A 16,006-nucleotide genomic window follows, 5' to 3' on the forward strand; every position below is an offset into this window, starting at 1 on the left:
TAATGACCACTAACTATAGTTATGATTATGGATACGGTTTTTCGGTCCCATCCCCAATCAGTCGTGCGGTGAAACCAAGCTCCTGGTTGGCAGACGAACCTTGAATTGAGAAAATTGGTAATGACGGTGTCGCCAGTTCGATTCCATTCAAGAGCTTAGATCGATCGATTGGCCCTCAAAAAGTCCAGAAAAGCCCGCATCCCCGCTCCGATATGGCGGTGCCTGGGATAGTAAAGGCGGAGGCCAGGATAGGGCGGCGTCCACTCGGCTAACGCCTGCCGGAGTCTCCCGTCCGCAAGTGCTTCCTCGGCCATCCATCGAGTGACGTAGGCGAGGCCGCAGTCGTCCAGAGCCGCGGCCAGAAGAAGTCGGGACTGGTCGACCACGAGGTTGCCGGTCGTCGCCACGACGACATCCTCGCCCCGGCGCTGAAACTCCCAGCGATAAATCGACCCGCCCGCCATGCGGAGCTGGATGCACTGGTGACGCGAGAGATCCGACGGACTTTCGAGAAGCGGCGCATTGTCGAGATAGGCGGGCGATGCCACCACGATGTGCTGCTGGTCTGGACCGATCGGGATTGCGACCATCTCGCCGGGGACGAGTTCCGCCGCGCGGATGCCGCAGTCGAAACCTCCTTCGGCGATATCGACCAGTCGCCCTTCGGACCGGATTTCGAAGCGCATTGCCGGCTGCAGCTTCACGAAGCGCGTCAACAGCGGCATTAGCACCTGCTCGGCGGCGTTGGCGTCGCAGTTGATCCGTACAAGCCCGGACGGCGAGGCGGCTTGGTCGTGAAGCTCCTCGACCGCCATTCCGATTTCGCTGAGCGCCGGCATGAGCCGCTCCGCAAGTCTCCGCCCGGGCTCCGTCAGCGAGACGTTCCTCGTCGAACGGTGGAAGAGCTTCACTTTGAGACGTCTCTCCAGTCCGGCGACTGCGTGGCTCAACGCCGACGCCGTCTGGCCCAGAACTCGGGACGCAGCGCGAAAACCTCCGTGCTCGGCGACGGCAAGGAAGGCCGATAGCTCGCCAGGAGGGAGCAAGCCCACTGTTCGAATTATCTCATCATTGTGTGTAACGGTGGTCATCTAGTTCATGAATGCCATGCGCTTATCTTTGGGACAAGTCGATTACTGAAGGAGTACAACCATGACTTTACCGATACCGTTCGGCTTTTCATCTACGGCCGCCGACGTTCTGGAAGGCGTCGACCTCGCCGGCCGGAACGTCATCGTAACCGGTGGCGCCGCTGGCATCGGGCTGGAGACGAGCCGCGCTCTCGCGGCCGCGGGAGCTGCTGTGACGATTGCAGCCCGCCGCCCGGATGAGGCGGAGAAGGCAGTCGCTGAGCTGAAAAAGAGTATGCCCGAGGCTCAACTGCGCGTTCGGCGCCTCGACCTCGCTGATCTGTCTTCCGTGCAGGAATTCTCGGAGAACTGGAACGAGCCTTTGCACTTTCTCGTCAACAATGCGGGCCTCATGGCCATTCCGGAAATCCAGCGGACTGCGGAAGGACGGGAGATGCAGTTCGCGACGAACTATCTGGGGCATTTCGCACTCACGCTAGCGCTGCGACGGCATCTAGCCAAGGCAAATGGTGCCCGTGTCGTTTCCGTCGCCTCGACTGGCAACCTGTTCGCGCCCGTGTTCTGGGACGATCCGGACTTCCGCTTCATTCCATACGATCCGCTGCTTGCTTATGGGCAATCGAAGACAGCCTGCGTCCTGCTGTCCGTTGGGATCACCAAGAACTGGGCCAGCGACGGGATAGCGTCCAACGCGCTCAATCCCGGAGCGATTGCCACGGGGCTTCAGAAGCACACGGGAGGCCTGCGAACCCCCGAGCATTTGCGCAAGACAATAGAGCAGGGGGCAGCCACGTCAGTGCTGCTGGCGGGTTCGCCGCTCGTCGAAGGCATTTCCGGTAGATATTTCGACGATTGCCAGGAGGCCTCGGTCGTTGACGAGCGAGGACCTGGGCCCTTCAAAGGCGTAGCGAGATACGCCGTTGATGAGGACAACGCGGTCCGCCTCTGGGAGATCGCGACGCGGTTGCTGGGATTGCCTCTGTGAGCGGAACACCCTGTCGACCTGTCCGGACCGGCAGGGTGCTCGTCGAGCGATGACCGGACGCTGATCAGGCCTTGGTCGCCACCGGAAGCCGGAATGGCGCGCCCAAGCGGTTGAAGGCGTTCATCGCGGCGATCGTGATCGTCAGATCGACGAGATCCTTCGGTTCGAAGGCTGACGCGGCCGCGGCATAAGCCTCGTCCGAGGCGTGGGTCTGGCTGACGTTGGTCACCTCCTCGGCCCAGGCGAGAGCGGCCCGTTCCTGATCGTTGAACAGCTGGGGCACTTCGTCCCAGACCGGAACAAGCGTGATCTTATCGACGGACATCGTCTTGCGCAGATCGCGACTATGCATGTCGATGCAATGGGCGCAGCCGTTGATCTGCGACACGCGCAGGAAGACGAGATGAATCAGCTCTTCAGGCAGGTTCGTCTTCTTGGTGACGTAGTGATGGACGCCGAAGAGTGCCTTTGCGCCGTCGGGGGCGACTTCGGACCAGTTCATGCGGGTCATATCGTTTTCCTTTCTCGTGGACACGGTTCTCCGTTCGCCGGGTAAACCGTCGTTGCTTGTGCAGTAGTTGAGGAGGTAGGTCTGGTAGCTAGCGCTACGGCTTGCGCGGCGTCGTCAGGGCGTCGTCATCGGTGTCGACGACGAAGACGGCGAGGAGCTTCGCCGGCTCGGTCTTGCTGGCGTTGGCGCTGACGTCGTGATGGTCGCCCGGCAGCTCGGTAAAGTTCTGACCGGCGATGAAGGTCTTCGTCTCGCCACCGTTCACGGCGCTCAGGATCGCGCCTTCGAGAACCGTCGCATAGATCAAGGCGGATTTTGCGTGCGTATGGGCGGAGCTGTAGCCGCCGGGGCCGTACTCGACGAGCACGCCCTTGACGCTCTTGCCTGGAACGTCCGGGAGGGGATGCTCGTAAACCAGCGTCACCTTTGCGTCCTTCGTGTCGTACACAAGTCCAGGCTTGACGACGTCATGAGCGGAAGCTGTGGCCAGAGCGACCGCAAGTGCCGTAGCGGCATAGAAGATGGTCTTCATGATGTGCCTCTCTGCCTATGCCTTGAGCCATTCTGTGAGAGTGATCCGGCCCTTGATGTAGTCTCCGCCGGGAACCAGTGAGCCTGCGACAACGGGAGCGCCGAAGTAGTCGACGGCCTCGTCGGCTTTGACCGGACGAGCGTCGCCCCTGGCATCAAGATAAGTCCGGATGAAAGATTCGAACGGTCCCCGTTCAGGTCCGGCAAGGTCGACGGTTCCGTTCTTCGGCTCGCCGAGCGCGGCCTCCACCAGAGCAGCGGCGACGTCGTCGGCCGCGATCGGCTGGAAGTTGGTATCCGGCACTTTCACCGCGCCGTCCGCCGCGTAAGCGCCGGCCAGGGTCTCGATGAACTCATGGAACTGCGTCGCGCGGACGATGGTGTACCCTTGGCCCGACGCCGCGACAGTCTCCTCCTGCGCCAGCTTGCCGGCCATGTAGGGATTGGCCGCGAGCTGATCGGCGTTGACAATGGAAAGGACGACGTGGTGGCGTACGCCCGCGGCCTTTTCTGCGATCGTCAGGTTGCTGCTCGACGTTCCAAAGAAGTCGGTTATCACAGTCTTGTCGAACGACATCGTGTTGGAAACGTCGATGACGGCGTCGGCGCCTGCTAGCGCATCGGCCAGTCCTTCGCCTGTGTAGGCATTGATCCCGTTGCGGGAGCTTGCGACGACGGCTTCGTGGCCGGCGTCCTGTAGCAACTTCACTGCCTTCGAGCCGATCAGGCCCGTGCCGCCGATGACGACGACCTTCTTCATCTTGGTCATGGTGATTTCTCCTATGACGAGGCGCGATTGCCCGTCTTGCGTTCGTGGAGTTCAAGGTAGGCGCATCCTCGGGCGGCGATACCACCGTCGTCGGCTGCACCAAGGTCCGCCAGAAGGTGCGCAACGGACACCTTGGCGAGTTCTGCGCGGTAGGCTTTCTCGGCTTTCAGCATCGCGGCGTTGATCTGGCAGGGTTTTGTGAAATAGCGCTGCGGAAGAGGGTTCGGCCCTCGCTGGCGGATTTCGGCGCACCGGAAGGCGGGCGCCGGTCCCTCGACCGCGAGGACGATATCAAGGAGGCTGATTTCGCTTGGGGCCTTGGCCAGCCTGTAGCCGCCTTTCGGCCCTGGTGTCGTCGCGACGATGCCCGCGCCAGACAGCGCCTGCAGGTGCTTCAGCAGATAGCTCGTCGACACGCCGTGGAGTTCGGCCAGTGCTGCCGCCGATAGCACGCCGTCTTCCGACAGTCCCGCCAGGAATGCCGTGCAGTGTATGGCCTGCTCAACGCCTTCGCTCAGTTTCATCTTGCATCTCCTAATCGTGGATATAAAATGTCTATGATTGTGATCGGAGTCAACCTATGATCACATCGACCGCTCAAAATTCCGAATTTGAAATCAGAAAGCGGAGTTTCGGCGGTCGGACGATCCGCCATGGTCAGGATGCTTGCAGGAGCGGAACAACAAAGAAGGACATCGAATGACAACCAAGCTCGAACTCTCCTCGACGCCGGAAGGCATCGTCCCGACGCTTCTCGCACACCTAAACTCACTCGATGTCGAGACCATGCTCGGCTTCTACGACCCGGAAGGCTTGATTGTGGACGCCGCAGGGGTCGCTCACGTCGGCAGGAACGCAATCGGCAGGGAGCTCTCCAAGTACTTCAGTCTCGGCCTTCAGATGTCGATCACGCAGCGTCACCTATTCGTCGCCGGCGACGTCGCGTCCCTCATCCTCGACTGGTCCTATATCGGCACGGCGCGGGACGGCACGAAGATCAACATGGTGGCGACCGCAACCGACATCGCCCGCCGTGGCCCGGATGGGCTCTGGCGCTATCTGATCGACAACCCTTTCGGCTCGATGCAGAGGGGCGCTGCCTGATGACGGATGCCGCGGAAGTTCTGACCGAAGCGACAGCGCTCGCATTCCGCGGCGTCCTCACAACCGGCGTCTACTGCAGGGCGACCTGCATCTCCCGTCCTCCCCGGCCAGAGAACATGCGCTGGTTCGGGTGCGTCTCCGACGCACAAAGAGCAGGCTTTCGCCCGTGCCTGCGATGCCGTCCCAATGATGAGGAATTCGCAAGGAGGAATGCCGATCTGGTCGCCGAGGCGTGCAAGCTGATTGATGCCGGAGACAGCTCGCCGACCGTCGCGGCGCTCGCGCACGCCCTGGGGATCAGTGAAGGGCACTTCCACCGAACGTTCCGTGCACACACGGGAATGACCCCGCGAGCATACATGATCGAGAGGAGGGCTCAACTCGTCCGGGAAGGACTAAAACCGGGCAGGACAATTACATCGACGTTCTATGACGCAGGATATGGTTCCAGCGGAAGGTTCTACGCGGTATGCAGCCGCGCGCTCGGAATGGCTCCGGCAGACTACAGGGCGGGCGGGCGCAGGGAAACGCTGCACTTTGCAGTCGGCCAGACATCGCTTGGTGCGATCCTGGTTGCATCGAGCGCCAAGGGCGTTGCGGCAATTCTCCTTGGAGATGATCCTGCTGCCCTCCTGACTGATCTTCAGGATCGATTTCCGAACGCGAACTTTGTCGGAGGGGACGAGCGATACGAGGATACCGTCGCCAAGGTTGTTGGAATGGTCGAGCGCCCGGAGGTCGGCCTCGACGTACCGCTCGACCTGCGTGGGACTACCTTCCAGCGTCGCGTCTGGCTGGCGTTGCGAGATATTTCTCCGGGCGAGATCATCAGCTATGAAGATCTCGCAGCTAGGGTTGGATATCCGAAGGCCGGTAAGGCTGTGGCTAGCGCCTGCGCGAGCAATCCACTCGCCATCGCTATTCCCTGCCACCGTGTTGTGAGAAAAGATGGAGCGTCATTCCGCTATACCTGGGGAATCGAGCGGAAGGCTGAGCTGCTGCGAAGAGAGGGACGACATTAAATTGAAATCATGTTCTCGCACAACTGCGCCGCGGTGGTTGACCCGATTGTGGAGTGCTCCTGCCGAGCGAAACGGCTAATGGGTTACACCAGACCGTCTTGCTCCACCGGCTCGCCAGATTTCGATACGATTGAAGATCCGTAGGGCTCACGTGACAGGATGATGAGCGCATCGTTTGGTAGTGGGCGGGCGAGTTGCTTTGCTTCCTCCCAAGGTGCTCGCATCCAGACGTCGGTTTCCTCTTTCGTCAGCAGCAGAACAGGCATGGCCTTTTCGTGGATTGGCTTCACAAGATCGTTCGGATCCGTGGTCAGGAAGCCATAGAGATCGTCCGTGGTCATTCCATCCTTCACCTTGCGGACGCTTTTCCATTGCGGCACGTGGATACCGGCGAAGAACATCAGCGATTTTGCCTCGTCGCGCGCAAACCATGCATTGGGCACATTGCCACCGTCCTGTTGGCTCGCCGGATCTGGTTCGGCAAAGCTGGTGACGGGCACGAGACACCTGTGCTCGACGCCGAACCATCTCGTCCAGTGAGGCAGGTTGAGCTTGCGAACATTGGTCACACCACGGTCGGGCTCCATGCGAATGAGTTCGTTGATATCGACGGCCTTGCCCTTGGCCTTAAGCTTATCCGCTCTTGCTTCCGCAGCCTTCTTTTGCAAGAAAATCGGTGAGGGCAGGCCCCATCGCGCATGCACAAGCTGCGTCTTGCCATCCGCAGTGTTGCGGACGATGGGCCCCATTTGGTCAGGGTTCATCTGATACGCCGGCATCAGGTTGATAAAGCTTTCGGCATCCTGGGCCCATTTCGAGACCCAGTCCTTGTCTTCCATGCGATAAAGATTGCACATGGCAGCAATTCCTCCGTTGCGACCGAATGCAGTTGTCCGGTGACGTCCGCCTGCGTCTCTAGTCTAGCTTGTAAACGTCGGCATTGTCCTGCCGTTCCCGCAGTCCTTTGTAGGAAGCATGCCGCAGTTTATCCTCGCTGGTCCACGCCCGAAACTCGATCTCAGCGATCAGCGTCGGCTCGACCCAGACAATGTCGGTTTTTCCGGGATAGGGAACGGGCGGCTGCTTTCGTTTCCAGCGGAGTTTGTCGAGTATCTTGCGCAGCCTGATCATCTCGGCTTCTTTGAAGCCCGTGCCGACGTTTCCGACATGAATGAGCTCGTCGCCACGATAGGCAGCCAATACCAGCGAGGCGAACCCGGTAGACGATACCGACGATGGTTCGTAACCAACGACCATGAAGGCTTCGCTTTCAACGCATTTGACCTTTACCCAGTCGCCGGTTCGGCCGGAGCGATACGGCTGATCGAGACGCTTGCCGACGATGCCTTCCAGACCAAGGCTGCGGACATGCTCCAACAGGACGTCTGGTTCGGCGTCGAGTGTTTCCGACAGACGGATGGCGCCGTCATTCGCCTTTATCGTATCCTCGAGAAGATGCCGGCGTGATCGGTATTCCATCTCCCGCAGATCGTGGCCGTCGAGATACATAAGATCAAAAGCGTAGAGGACGGCATCAGATGCCCGGTTACCGGCCGTCTTGCCCGAAGCCCCCAACGACTTCTGAAGCAGCCCGAAATCCGGCCGCCCTTCATCGTCAAGCACCACCGCCTCGCCATCGATGATCATCGTCGCCGGCCCTAGCGCCCGGGCTGCCTGTTCGATCGCCGGAAACCGGTGCGTCCAGTCATGGCCGCTGCGCGTCAGGATGCGCACCCCTGTCGGCTCGATGTGGACCGCCAGCCGATAGCCATCCCACTTCAGTTCCCAGCTCCACTGGCCACCTCGTGGCGGATGGGCCTTCAATTGCGCAAGCGCCGGCTCGACGCGGTCGGGCATCGGATCGAACAGAAGCTGTGGCTGTGCAGGGTTACGCTTCCGACGCGGCTTTGAGCGGATCGGGGCTTCGATATCACGAAGAAGCGGCTTTGATCTCGGTGGCTTCGTCATGGCGAGACTTCAGCACGAAAACCTTAAGAATAGTGTGACGCCGCTCATCTATCCCCGCTATCCACGATCCGGAGCTCGACACGAGGGAGTGCGGTAAAAATTCTTGTTATCCCTACATCCTTGAATCCTTTTCGAATCTTCGGTTTTGCTAATACTAGGATAGTATTCCTCAACCTTGTGGTGCTTGACTCTTTCCCGCCATCAGAACAAACAATGAACAAATAGCCTGTGCGACATGATGTCGATCTTTTGAACACGACCTTGAAGGGAGCCGTGAACGATGACTGCTGCCCGTTCCCCCAGGGCTCCTGGAGGGGTTTTGGATGTGATCTGCGACTTGCGCGACCGCATTGCCTCGATGGAGGGCGCAGCCGCGAAACGGGCTGGCACACTCGCCTTCGGCGTTCCCGAAATCGACGCGGCCTTGCCTGGCGGGGGTCTTGCTTACGGAGCCCTGCATGAGTTTGCGGGCGGCGGATCCGGTACGGTCGACGGAGCGGCTGCCGCGCTTTTTGTGGCCGGCATTGCCGCCAGAACCAAAGGCCCCGTCATCTGGTGTATGACGCGGCCCGATCTGTTTTTCCCGGCGCTTGCCCAGGTTGGCCTTCATCCCGACCGCGTCATCTTCGTGGAGTCCGACAGGGAAGAGGACGTTCTGGCCAATATGGAGGAGGGGCTCTCGTTTGGCGGTCTCGGGGCGGTCGTCGGCGAACTTGTCCGCCTGCCGATGGTCAGTTCCCGACGCCTGCAGCTGGCTGCCGAGCGAACCGGGACGATGGCGCTTGGTGTCCGCCGATGGCGACGGCAGACGGAGGCAAATGATTTTGGCCAGCCGACGGCGTCAACCACCAGATGGCGGGTGAGTGTGATGCCGTCCGAGGAGCTGCCGGTACCGGGGGTGGGCAGGCCTCAGTGGTTTTTGGAATTGATGCGCGTGAAAGCGGGTGAGTGTGCTGAGTTTCTCGTGAGAGCGTGTGATGACAAGGGTCGTATCCATTTATCTTCCGGATCTGCCGACGGATCGCATTCGTCGAGCCGATCCCTCCATTCCGCCTGAACAGCCAATCGCGGTAATCGCCAAAAGCGGTTCCAAGCGATGGGTTTCGGCTGCCGACCCGGCTGCGAGAAAGGCAGGCGTGCATGTCGGCATGGCGGCGGCGAAGGCGCAGTCGCTGTTTCGCGGCCTGATGATGGTTGACGCAGATCCCGCAGCCGATCGCGTCGCTCTCGAACGCATCACGCTCTGGGCGCTGACGATCTATTCGCCGATCGTCGCCGTTGACGGGATCGATGGCATTGTCATGGATACCGAAGGCGCCGACCACCTGCAGGGCGGCGAGCTGCCAATGGTGACAAAGATCGCCAACCAGTTTCTGGGCAGGAAGCTGACTGCCCGTGTAGCGGTCGCCGACAGCTGGGGTGCAGCCCATGCCTGCGCTCGCGCCATCAACCGCGACACGATCATCGTTCCGTCAGGCGAGACAGTCCGGGCGGTGGAAAAACTGTCGATCTCTCTGCTGCGCCTTGCGTCCAAGATCGTAAGCGATCTTCGCATTCTCGGCTTCCAGACCATTGGCGAGCTTCTCAACACGCCACGTGCACCACTGACTTTGCGCTTTGGTCCGGAGATCGGCCGCCGTCTCGACCAGATGCTCTGCCGTATCGCCGAACCTATCGAGCCGATTCGAACGCCTGAGCTGATCGAAGTCTCGAAAGCCTTCGCTGAACCGATTGGCGCTGCCGAAACGATCAACAAATATGTCGGCCGCCTCGTCGTCCAGCTGGTCGATGAGCTACAGAAGCGCGGCCTTGGGGTGCGCCGTGCCGACCTGATCGTCGAGAAGGTCGACGGTACCAGGCAGGCCATTCGCGCAGGCACCGCCAAGCCTGCCCGCGATATCGCCTGGCTGACGAAACTGTTTAGGGACCGGACCGAAAAGATCGAGCCAGGTTTCGGGATCGAGAAGCTTACCCTTGTTGCGGTTCTGGCCGAGGCATTGGAGGAGGCGCAGAAAGCCTCTGCCCTTATTGAGGATGATATCACCGACGTGACGCCGCTGATCGACATCTATGGAAACCGAGGCCAGCGGGTCTACCGCGTCGCACCGGTCGCCTCAGATGTGCCGGAACGCTCCGTCCAACGGATCAGCCCCGTCGCTGAACCGATCGCCATTGCCTGGGTCAGCCATTGGCGCCGGCCGGTCCGGCTCTTGCCACGACCCGAGCTGATCGAGGCAATCGCGCTGATGCCGGACCGGCCGCCGGTCTCCATCGTCTGGCGCGGCAAACGTCGCAAAGTGAAGCGTGCCGATGGCCCGGAACGCATTTTTGGGGAGTGGTGGCAACGCGACGCGGAGATGGAAGCTGTCCGCGATTACTTTGTTATTGAGGACGAATCCGGTGAACGCCTGTGGGTGTTTCGCTCTGGCGACGGTGTTGATCCTGAGACCGGATCCCATCGCTGGTTCTGCCATGGGATCTTCGCATGAGCTATGCCGAGCTGCAGGTCACGACGCACTTCTCCTTTCTGCGTGGCGCATCTTCAGCGCAGGAGCTGTTCGAGACCGCCAAGATCCTAGGGATCGAAGCACTCGGAGTCGTCGATCGCAATTCGCTGGCCGGAATTGTCCGCGCACTCGAAGCATCCCGTGCAACAGGCGTCCGGCTTGTCGTTGGCTGTCGCCTCGATCTGGCGGATGGCATGTCGGTGCTCGTCTATCCGATGGACCGAACCGCCTACTCGCGCCTGACGCGGCTAATTACCCTCGGCAAGTCGCGTGGCGGCAAGAATAACTGCATCCTGCACTGGGATGATGTCGTCGCCTACTCAGAAGGCATGATCGGCATTCTGGTGCCGGATCTGCCGGATGATCTCTGTGCGATCCAGCTACGCAAGATGGCTGAGCTATTTGGCGACCGCGCCTATGTCTCACTCTGCCTGCGCCGGCGTCCCAACGACCAGATGCGTCTTCATGAGATCTCCAACATGGCGGCCCGGTTCAAGGTCAGAACCGTCGTCACCAATGACGTGCTGTTTCATGAGCCGGGCCGGCGGCAATTGCAGGACATTGTCACCTGCATCAGGCACAACACCACGATCGACGATGTCGGTTTCGAGCGGGAGCGCCATGCGGACCGCTATCTGAAGCCACCGGATGAGATGGAGCGCCTGTTTCCGCGCTACCAGGCGGCATTGGAAAGGACGATGGAAATCGTCAGGCGCTGCAAATTCTCGCTTGAAGAGCTGACCTACCAGTACCCGGAAGAGGCCATCGTGCCCGGCAAGGATGCGCAGGCCTCGCTTGAGCATTATGTCTGGGAATGCGTGACCGACCGCTATCCGGAGGGACTGCCACCGGACGTTCTCAAAACCGTGCGGCACGAGCTCGATCTCATCCGCACCATGAAATACGCGCCGTACTTCCTGACCGTATTTTCGATCGTGCGCTTTGCCAGAGGCCAGGGCATTCTTTGCCAGGGCAGGGGGTCCGCCGCCAACAGCGCCGTCTGCTACATCCTCGGCATCACCTCGATCGACCCCTCCACCAATGACCTCCTGTTCGAGCGTTTCGTCAGTCAGGAACGTGACGAGCCACCGGACATCGACGTCGACTTCGAACATGAACGGCGCGAGGAGGTCATTCAATGGATTTACAAGACCTATACCAAGGACAAGGCAGCCCTCTGCGCGACTGTCACGCGTTACCGGGCGAAAGGCGCGATCCGCGACGTCGGCAAGGCACTCGGCCTGCCGGAGGATGTCATCAAGGCGCTGTCGTCGGGCATGTGGTCCTGGTCGGAGGAGGTACCGGATCAGAATATCCGTGAACTCAATCTCAACCCGGACGATCGCCGTCTGGCGCTTACCCTGAAATTGGCACAGCAGCTAATGGGAGCACCGCGTCATCTCGGCCAGCACCCCGGCGGCTTTGTCCTTACCCATGATCGGCTGGACGATCTCGTGCCGATCGAACCGGCGACGATGAAAGATCGGCAGATCATCGAATGGGATAAGGACGACGTCGAAGCCTTGAAGTTCATGAAGGTCGACGTTTTGGCGTTGGGCATGCTGACCTGCATGGCAAAGGCCTTTGATCTCATCCGCGAGCACAAGGGCGATGATCTCGATCTGTCGAAAATAAAGCAGGAAGACGCCGCCACTTATGCGATGATCCGCAAGGCGGACACCCTCGGTACCTTCCAGATCGAAAGCCGGGCGCAGATGGCGATGCTGCCGCGCCTGAAACCCCGCACCTTCTATGATCTCGTCGTCCAGGTAGCGATCGTGCGTCCCGGTCCGATCCAGGGCGACATGGTGCATCCCTATCTTCGACGACGGGAAGGAAAAGAAGACGTCGTCTATCCCACACCGGAGCTGGAGGCCGTGCTCGGAAAGACGCTGGGTGTTCCGCTGTTTCAGGAAAGTGCCATGCGGGTGGCCATGGTCTGTGCCGGCTTTACCGGTGGGGAGGCCGACCAGCTGCGCAAGTCGATGGCGACCTTCAAGTTCACCGGCGGTGTCTCCCGGTTCAAGGACAAGCTCGTCTCCGGCATGGTGAAGAACGGCTACTCCCCGGAGTTTGCCGAAAAGACCTTTTCCCAGCTGGAAGGTTTTGGCTCCTACGGTTTCCCCGAAAGCCACGCGGCCTCATTTGCGCTGATCGCCTATGCTTCGAACTATATCAAGTGCCATTATCCAGATGTCTTTTGCGCAGCCCTTCTCAACAGCCAGCCAATGGGCTTCTACGCCCCTGCCCAGATCGCTGGCGATGCGATCAAGCATGGCGTCGAGGTGCGGCCGGTCTGCGTCAACCGCTCGCGATGGGACTGTACGCTGGAAAGGATCGGAAGCAGCGATCGTCATGCTGTGCGGCTCGGCTTTCGACAGGTGAGGGGATTGGCTGTGGCAGACGCCGCACGGATCGTGGCGGTCCGCATGAACAGCCAATTCGCCTCGGTGGATGACATGTGGCGACGCTCCAGTGTTCCGACCGAGGCGCTTGTCCAGCTGGCGGAGGCCGATGCTTTCCTGCCAGCGCTAAGGCTCGAACGGCGGGATGCCCTTTGGGCCATCAAGGCGCTGCGCGACGAGCCGTTGCCCTTATTTGCCGCCGCGGCTGAGCGCGAGATGGTGGCGATTGCCGAGCAGCAGGAGCCAGAGGTGGCGCTTCGGCAAATGACGGACGGCCATAACGTCATTGAGGACTATAGTCACACCGGGCTAACCCTGCGTCAGCATCCCGTTGCCTTCCTGCGCAAGGACCTGTCGACCCGCAATATCATTTCCTGTGCGGAGGCGATGAGCGCGCGGGATGGGCGGTGGGTTTATACGGCGGGCCTTGTCCTGGTGCGGCAAAAGCCGGGATCGGCCAAGGGTGTGATGTTCATCACCATCGAGGACGAGACGGGGCCTGCCAACATCGTTGTCTGGCCAACCCTGTTCGAGAAGCGCAGGCGCATCGTGCTGGGATCCTCGATGATGGCGATCAACGGACGGATTCAGCGGGAAGGGGAGGTCGTCCATCTCGTCGCCCAGCAACTCTTCGATCTTTCAGGCGACCTCGTCGGCCTTGCCGATCGGGATACGGAGTTCAGGCTGCCGACCGGGAGAGGTGATGAATTTGCTCATGGCGGCGGGCCGGATTCACGCGATAGGCCGAAGCCCGTTGTCCCGCGGGACATGTTCACACCGGACCTTCATATCGATACGCTGAAAGTGAAGAGCCGGAATTTTCATTAAGCAGCCTTTGGTAAAACTACCGGTCTGTCGTTCGAATTGGCTCAAGAGCAAAAACGCTAGGATGGACTCATCAAACCAAGTCCGCCTGACAGATTCAAAAGTTCACGCTTTCGGCAGTGGCGCGCAGGAGACACTAATCCTCTTTCTCGGTCAGGGTAACTTTCCCTGATACTGTCCATAATGCGCGGCGCTGACGATCGGAGCCGATCTCAATGAGGAAGCCGCACCGAATCACGTCTGTCGCTGATTCCAATCGATTTACAGAATAGACCGGAGAATTGATGAAAGGGAGCAGGAGTATTCCTAAAAGCGATAAATCGAGATGCGTTAATATCGCTTTTTCTTGCGATTGGGTTTTGTCATTCTTTCCCCAATTATTAACTGGGGAACAAGTCGATGCAAACCGCCGCAGTCTCACAGCGTCTGGATAGACTACCAATTCTGCCCTTCCATAAAAGAATTCTTACGCTCGTCGGGGCGGGTCTCTTCTTCGATGCCTTCGATATCTATCTCGCGAACTCCGTACTCGGTGCCCTAGTTCAGGATGGGTGGTCGACGGTCGATAAGAATGCCGCATTTCTTTCGGCGACCGCATTTGGCATGCTATTGGGTTCTATCATGGCCGGTATCCTCGGCGACCGTTACGGTCGCAAGTTTACCTACCAGTTCAATCTTCTGGTCTTTGGCCTTTCGTCGATTGCCTGCGCGTTTATGCCAACGATGGAATGGCTTATCGTTGCCCGCTTTGTAACCGGTATCGGCTTAGGGGCGGAGCTTGTAATCGGTTACGGACTGTTGAGCGAATTCGTACCGCCGAGCCATCGCGGTCGCTGGGCGGCGTTGCTCTCCTGCATTGCTCAATTCGGCCTCTTTGCTGCAACATTGACCAGCTGGATCGTCATTCCATCGCTGGGTTGGCGTGCGATGTTCATTATTGCCGGCATTGGTGGTCTCATCGTCTTCATCGCCCGCAAGAATATTCCCGAGTCTCCACGTTGGCTGGAGCGAAACGGCAAACAGGCTGAAGCCGATGCGATCGTCACCAAGATCGAATCCGAAACAAATGTCGGAGAACTTGCTACTATCGCTCCTTCTCAGCAATCTGCGTCGCTGGGCAGAAACAATCCTCTCGCTGCCCGTTTCCACAAGCCGCTTGCGATCGGCGCCGTGACTCAGATCGTTCAAAGCGCAGCTATCTATGGCTTCATCGCCCTCCTGCCGACCTTCCTCGCGCAACAAGGCATTCCGATTAACAAGTCGCTCGGTCAGTCCGTTCTGATGACCTTTGGCGGCCCGGCAGGTGCGCTTGCCGCCTATTTCTTGACTGACCGTATTGGCCGGAAGCCTGCGATCATCGGAGCTTCGCTTCTTGGCGCCGTCATCGGTCCTTGCTTCGCCCTGGTACAATCGCAGGAAATCGCCACCGCGCTTGGTTTTCTGATGTTCGGTTTGGTTTATTTTCTGGTCTCTGTCGTTCAGGCCGGGTATCTGCCCGAGCTGTTTCCAACAGAGGTTCGCATGCGTCTCACGAGCTGGGCGGTCACAGCGGGCCGCCTAACTTCGATCGGCATTCCGTTTGTGTCGGTCTATCTCGTTCAGGCTGGTGGTCTCGTGGCGGTGGTAGGCACGGTTGCAGCGCTTCTTGTCGTGCAGGCCTTGATGATCGCAACGCTTGCCGTGGAAACCAACCGCAAGAGCCTTGAGGAGATCGATGCTGATACGCTGGATGGTTCGTCCGCGGAGCCTGTTGTCCCACGGAAAGCCATCTAAAAGGGATTCAAATAAAGGCGCCGTGACACGCACGGCGCCTGTTTGACAGGTGTTGAAATGAACGTCGAGCAGATCAGAGGCCTAATAAAGGCGATGGACGAAGCCTCCGTTTCAGAATTGGAATACAGCGAGGAAAGCGTCCGCCTAAGAATTGTGAAGGCATCGGCTTCCTATTCAAATGGAGACGCGCCGGACACGAGTTGCACGACCGCGGCCGCTCAAAAAGAAGAAACTGCTGCCCCGAACGTCCTAGGTCGCGGCAAAGGTAATCTGGTGGAAGCGCCGTTGCCCGGCATATTCTATCGCTCCGCAAGTCCCGGGGAACCGCCTTTTGTGGAAGTAGGTAATCAGGTTACTAAAGGTCAGACATTGGCGCTAATCGAGGCAATGAAGATGTTGACGCCCGTGAAGGCGGCTGAAGATGGCGTAGTTACTGCTGTTCTTGTGGAAGACGGCGTATCAGTTGAAGCTGGTGCCGCATCGTTCGAAATCGGGTCGTGACGGCTCTGCCGGCT

The 16,006-nt window shown here is 59.5% G+C and carries 15 protein-coding genes; 8 read left to right on the forward strand and 7 right to left on the reverse strand.

Going from position 1 to position 16,006, the window contains the following annotated elements; genetic code table 11:
* Window positions 1–155: 155 nt before the first annotated feature.
* Window positions 156–1,091 (reverse strand): LysR family transcriptional regulator, encoded by a 936-nt coding sequence (locus tag WKI41_RS16265; RefSeq protein ID WP_340194529.1) that lies wholly within the window; start codon window positions 1,089–1,091, stop codon window positions 156–158.
* Window positions 1,092–1,152: 61 nt separating this feature from the next.
* On the opposite strand from WKI41_RS16265, the gene WKI41_RS16270 reads away from it, so the two are divergent.
* Entirely contained in the window at window positions 1,153–2,076 is a 924-nt protein-coding gene (locus WKI41_RS16270; protein WP_340194530.1) for an SDR family NAD(P)-dependent oxidoreductase, read from the forward strand.
* Window positions 2,077–2,140: 64 nt separating this feature from the next.
* Here the strand turns inward: WKI41_RS16270 and WKI41_RS16275 are convergent, their stop codons facing one another.
* The 4 genes from WKI41_RS16275 to WKI41_RS16290 all read right to left on the reverse strand — a co-directional run bounded on the left by WKI41_RS16275 (window position 2,141) and on the right by WKI41_RS16290 (window position 4,411).
* Window positions 2,141–2,587: a carboxymuconolactone decarboxylase family protein gene (locus tag WKI41_RS16275; protein WP_022557092.1), complete on the reverse strand. Its 447-nt coding sequence runs from the start codon at window positions 2,585–2,587 to the stop codon at window positions 2,141–2,143.
* A gap of 94 nt (window positions 2,588–2,681) precedes the next feature.
* Window positions 2,682–3,119: a cupin domain-containing protein gene (locus WKI41_RS16280; RefSeq protein WP_022557093.1), complete on the reverse strand. Its 438-nt coding sequence runs from the start codon at window positions 3,117–3,119 to the stop codon at window positions 2,682–2,684.
* Window positions 3,120–3,134: 15 nt separating this feature from the next.
* Entirely contained in the window at window positions 3,135–3,887 is a 753-nt protein-coding gene (locus tag WKI41_RS16285; protein WP_340194531.1) for an SDR family oxidoreductase, read from the reverse strand.
* A gap of 11 nt (window positions 3,888–3,898) precedes the next feature.
* Window positions 3,899–4,411, reverse strand: a complete 513-nt coding sequence (locus WKI41_RS16290; protein ID WP_340194532.1) for an Rrf2 family transcriptional regulator — start codon at window positions 4,409–4,411, stop codon at window positions 3,899–3,901.
* Window positions 4,412–4,586: 175 nt separating this feature from the next.
* Between WKI41_RS16290 and WKI41_RS16295 the strand changes: the two genes are divergently transcribed.
* Both WKI41_RS16295 and ada read left to right on the forward strand, forming a co-directional pair.
* Window positions 4,587–4,991: a YybH family protein gene (locus WKI41_RS16295; RefSeq protein WP_340194533.1), complete on the forward strand. Its 405-nt coding sequence runs from the start codon at window positions 4,587–4,589 to the stop codon at window positions 4,989–4,991.
* Window positions 4,991–6,013, forward strand: coding sequence for a bifunctional DNA-binding transcriptional regulator/O6-methylguanine-DNA methyltransferase Ada (gene ada, locus WKI41_RS16300; RefSeq protein WP_340194534.1), 1,023 nt, complete (start codon window positions 4,991–4,993; stop codon window positions 6,011–6,013). The genes WKI41_RS16295 and ada overlap by 1 nt, the downstream gene beginning before the upstream one ends.
* A gap of 83 nt (window positions 6,014–6,096) precedes the next feature.
* On the opposite strand, the gene WKI41_RS16305 is transcribed toward ada, so the two are convergent.
* Window positions 6,097–6,870 carry an SOS response-associated peptidase family protein gene (locus WKI41_RS16305; protein WP_282455199.1) on the reverse strand — a complete coding sequence of 258 codons (774 nt, stop codon included), beginning with the start codon at window positions 6,868–6,870 and terminating at the stop codon, window positions 6,097–6,099.
* A 58-nt stretch (window positions 6,871–6,928) separates the two neighbouring features.
* Complete coding sequence (ligD, locus tag WKI41_RS16310) at window positions 6,929–7,981, reverse strand: non-homologous end-joining DNA ligase (protein ID WP_340194535.1); 1,053 nt, start codon at window positions 7,979–7,981, stop codon at window positions 6,929–6,931.
* A gap of 280 nt (window positions 7,982–8,261) precedes the next feature.
* Between ligD and WKI41_RS16315 the strand changes: the two genes are divergently transcribed.
* The 5 genes from WKI41_RS16315 (at window position 8,262) to WKI41_RS16335 (ending at window position 15,992) form a co-directional block, all read left to right on the forward strand.
* Entirely contained in the window at window positions 8,262–9,038 is a 777-nt protein-coding gene (locus WKI41_RS16315; RefSeq protein ID WP_340194536.1) for an ImuA family protein, read from the forward strand.
* Entirely contained in the window at window positions 8,959–10,470 is a 1,512-nt protein-coding gene (locus WKI41_RS16320; RefSeq protein WP_340194537.1) for a DNA polymerase Y family protein, read from the forward strand. Before WKI41_RS16315 ends, WKI41_RS16320 begins: the two co-directional genes overlap by 80 nt.
* Window positions 10,467–13,721 (forward strand): error-prone DNA polymerase, encoded by a 3,255-nt coding sequence (locus WKI41_RS16325; RefSeq protein ID WP_340194538.1) that lies wholly within the window; start codon window positions 10,467–10,469, stop codon window positions 13,719–13,721. Before WKI41_RS16320 ends, WKI41_RS16325 begins: the two co-directional genes overlap by 4 nt.
* A gap of 396 nt (window positions 13,722–14,117) precedes the next feature.
* Window positions 14,118–15,491: an MFS transporter gene (locus WKI41_RS16330; protein WP_340194539.1), complete on the forward strand. Its 1,374-nt coding sequence runs from the start codon at window positions 14,118–14,120 to the stop codon at window positions 15,489–15,491.
* Window positions 15,492–15,548: 57 nt separating this feature from the next.
* Window positions 15,549–15,992 (forward strand): acetyl-CoA carboxylase biotin carboxyl carrier protein, encoded by a 444-nt coding sequence (locus tag WKI41_RS16335; protein WP_340194540.1) that lies wholly within the window; start codon window positions 15,549–15,551, stop codon window positions 15,990–15,992.
* Window positions 15,993–16,006 lie beyond the last annotated feature (14 nt).

The organism is Agrobacterium larrymoorei (genome assembly GCF_037722385.1).
GTDB classification, from domain to species: Bacteria; Pseudomonadota; Alphaproteobacteria; order Rhizobiales; family Rhizobiaceae; genus Agrobacterium; species Agrobacterium larrymoorei_C.

Bases quoted from the DNA above. Each gene is read 5' to 3' on its own strand.
- WKI41_RS16290 (WP_340194532.1), bottom strand. From the start codon at position 4,411: ATGAAACTGAGCGAAGGCGTTGAGCAGGCCATACACTGCACGGCATTC.
- WKI41_RS16275 (WP_022557092.1), bottom strand. From the start codon at position 2,587: ATGACCCGCATGAACTGGTCCGAAGTCGCCCCCGACGGCGCAAAGGCA.
- ligD (WP_340194535.1), bottom strand. From the start codon at position 7,981: ATGACGAAGCCACCGAGATCAAAGCCGCTTCTTCGTGATATCGAAGCC.
- WKI41_RS16315 (WP_340194536.1), top strand. From the start codon at position 8,262: ATGACTGCTGCCCGTTCCCCCAGGGCTCCTGGAGGGGTTTTGGATGTG.
- WKI41_RS16305 (WP_282455199.1), bottom strand. From the start codon at position 6,870: ATGTGCAATCTTTATCGCATGGAAGACAAGGACTGGGTCTCGAAATGG.
- WKI41_RS16335 (WP_340194540.1), top strand. From the start codon at position 15,549: ATGAACGTCGAGCAGATCAGAGGCCTAATAAAGGCGATGGACGAAGCC.
- WKI41_RS16285 (WP_340194531.1), bottom strand. From the start codon at position 3,887: ATGACCAAGATGAAGAAGGTCGTCGTCATCGGCGGCACGGGCCTGATC.
- WKI41_RS16270 (WP_340194530.1), top strand. From the start codon at position 1,153: ATGACTTTACCGATACCGTTCGGCTTTTCATCTACGGCCGCCGACGTT.
- WKI41_RS16265 (WP_340194529.1), bottom strand. From the start codon at position 1,091: ATGACCACCGTTACACACAATGATGAGATAATTCGAACAGTGGGCTTG.
- WKI41_RS16330 (WP_340194539.1), top strand. From the start codon at position 14,118: ATGCAAACCGCCGCAGTCTCACAGCGTCTGGATAGACTACCAATTCTG.
- WKI41_RS16295 (WP_340194533.1), top strand. From the start codon at position 4,587: ATGACAACCAAGCTCGAACTCTCCTCGACGCCGGAAGGCATCGTCCCG.
- WKI41_RS16320 (WP_340194537.1), top strand. From the start codon at position 8,959: ATGACAAGGGTCGTATCCATTTATCTTCCGGATCTGCCGACGGATCGC.
- WKI41_RS16325 (WP_340194538.1), top strand. From the start codon at position 10,467: ATGAGCTATGCCGAGCTGCAGGTCACGACGCACTTCTCCTTTCTGCGT.
- ada (WP_340194534.1), top strand. From the start codon at position 4,991: ATGACGGATGCCGCGGAAGTTCTGACCGAAGCGACAGCGCTCGCATTC.
- WKI41_RS16280 (WP_022557093.1), bottom strand. From the start codon at position 3,119: ATGAAGACCATCTTCTATGCCGCTACGGCACTTGCGGTCGCTCTGGCC.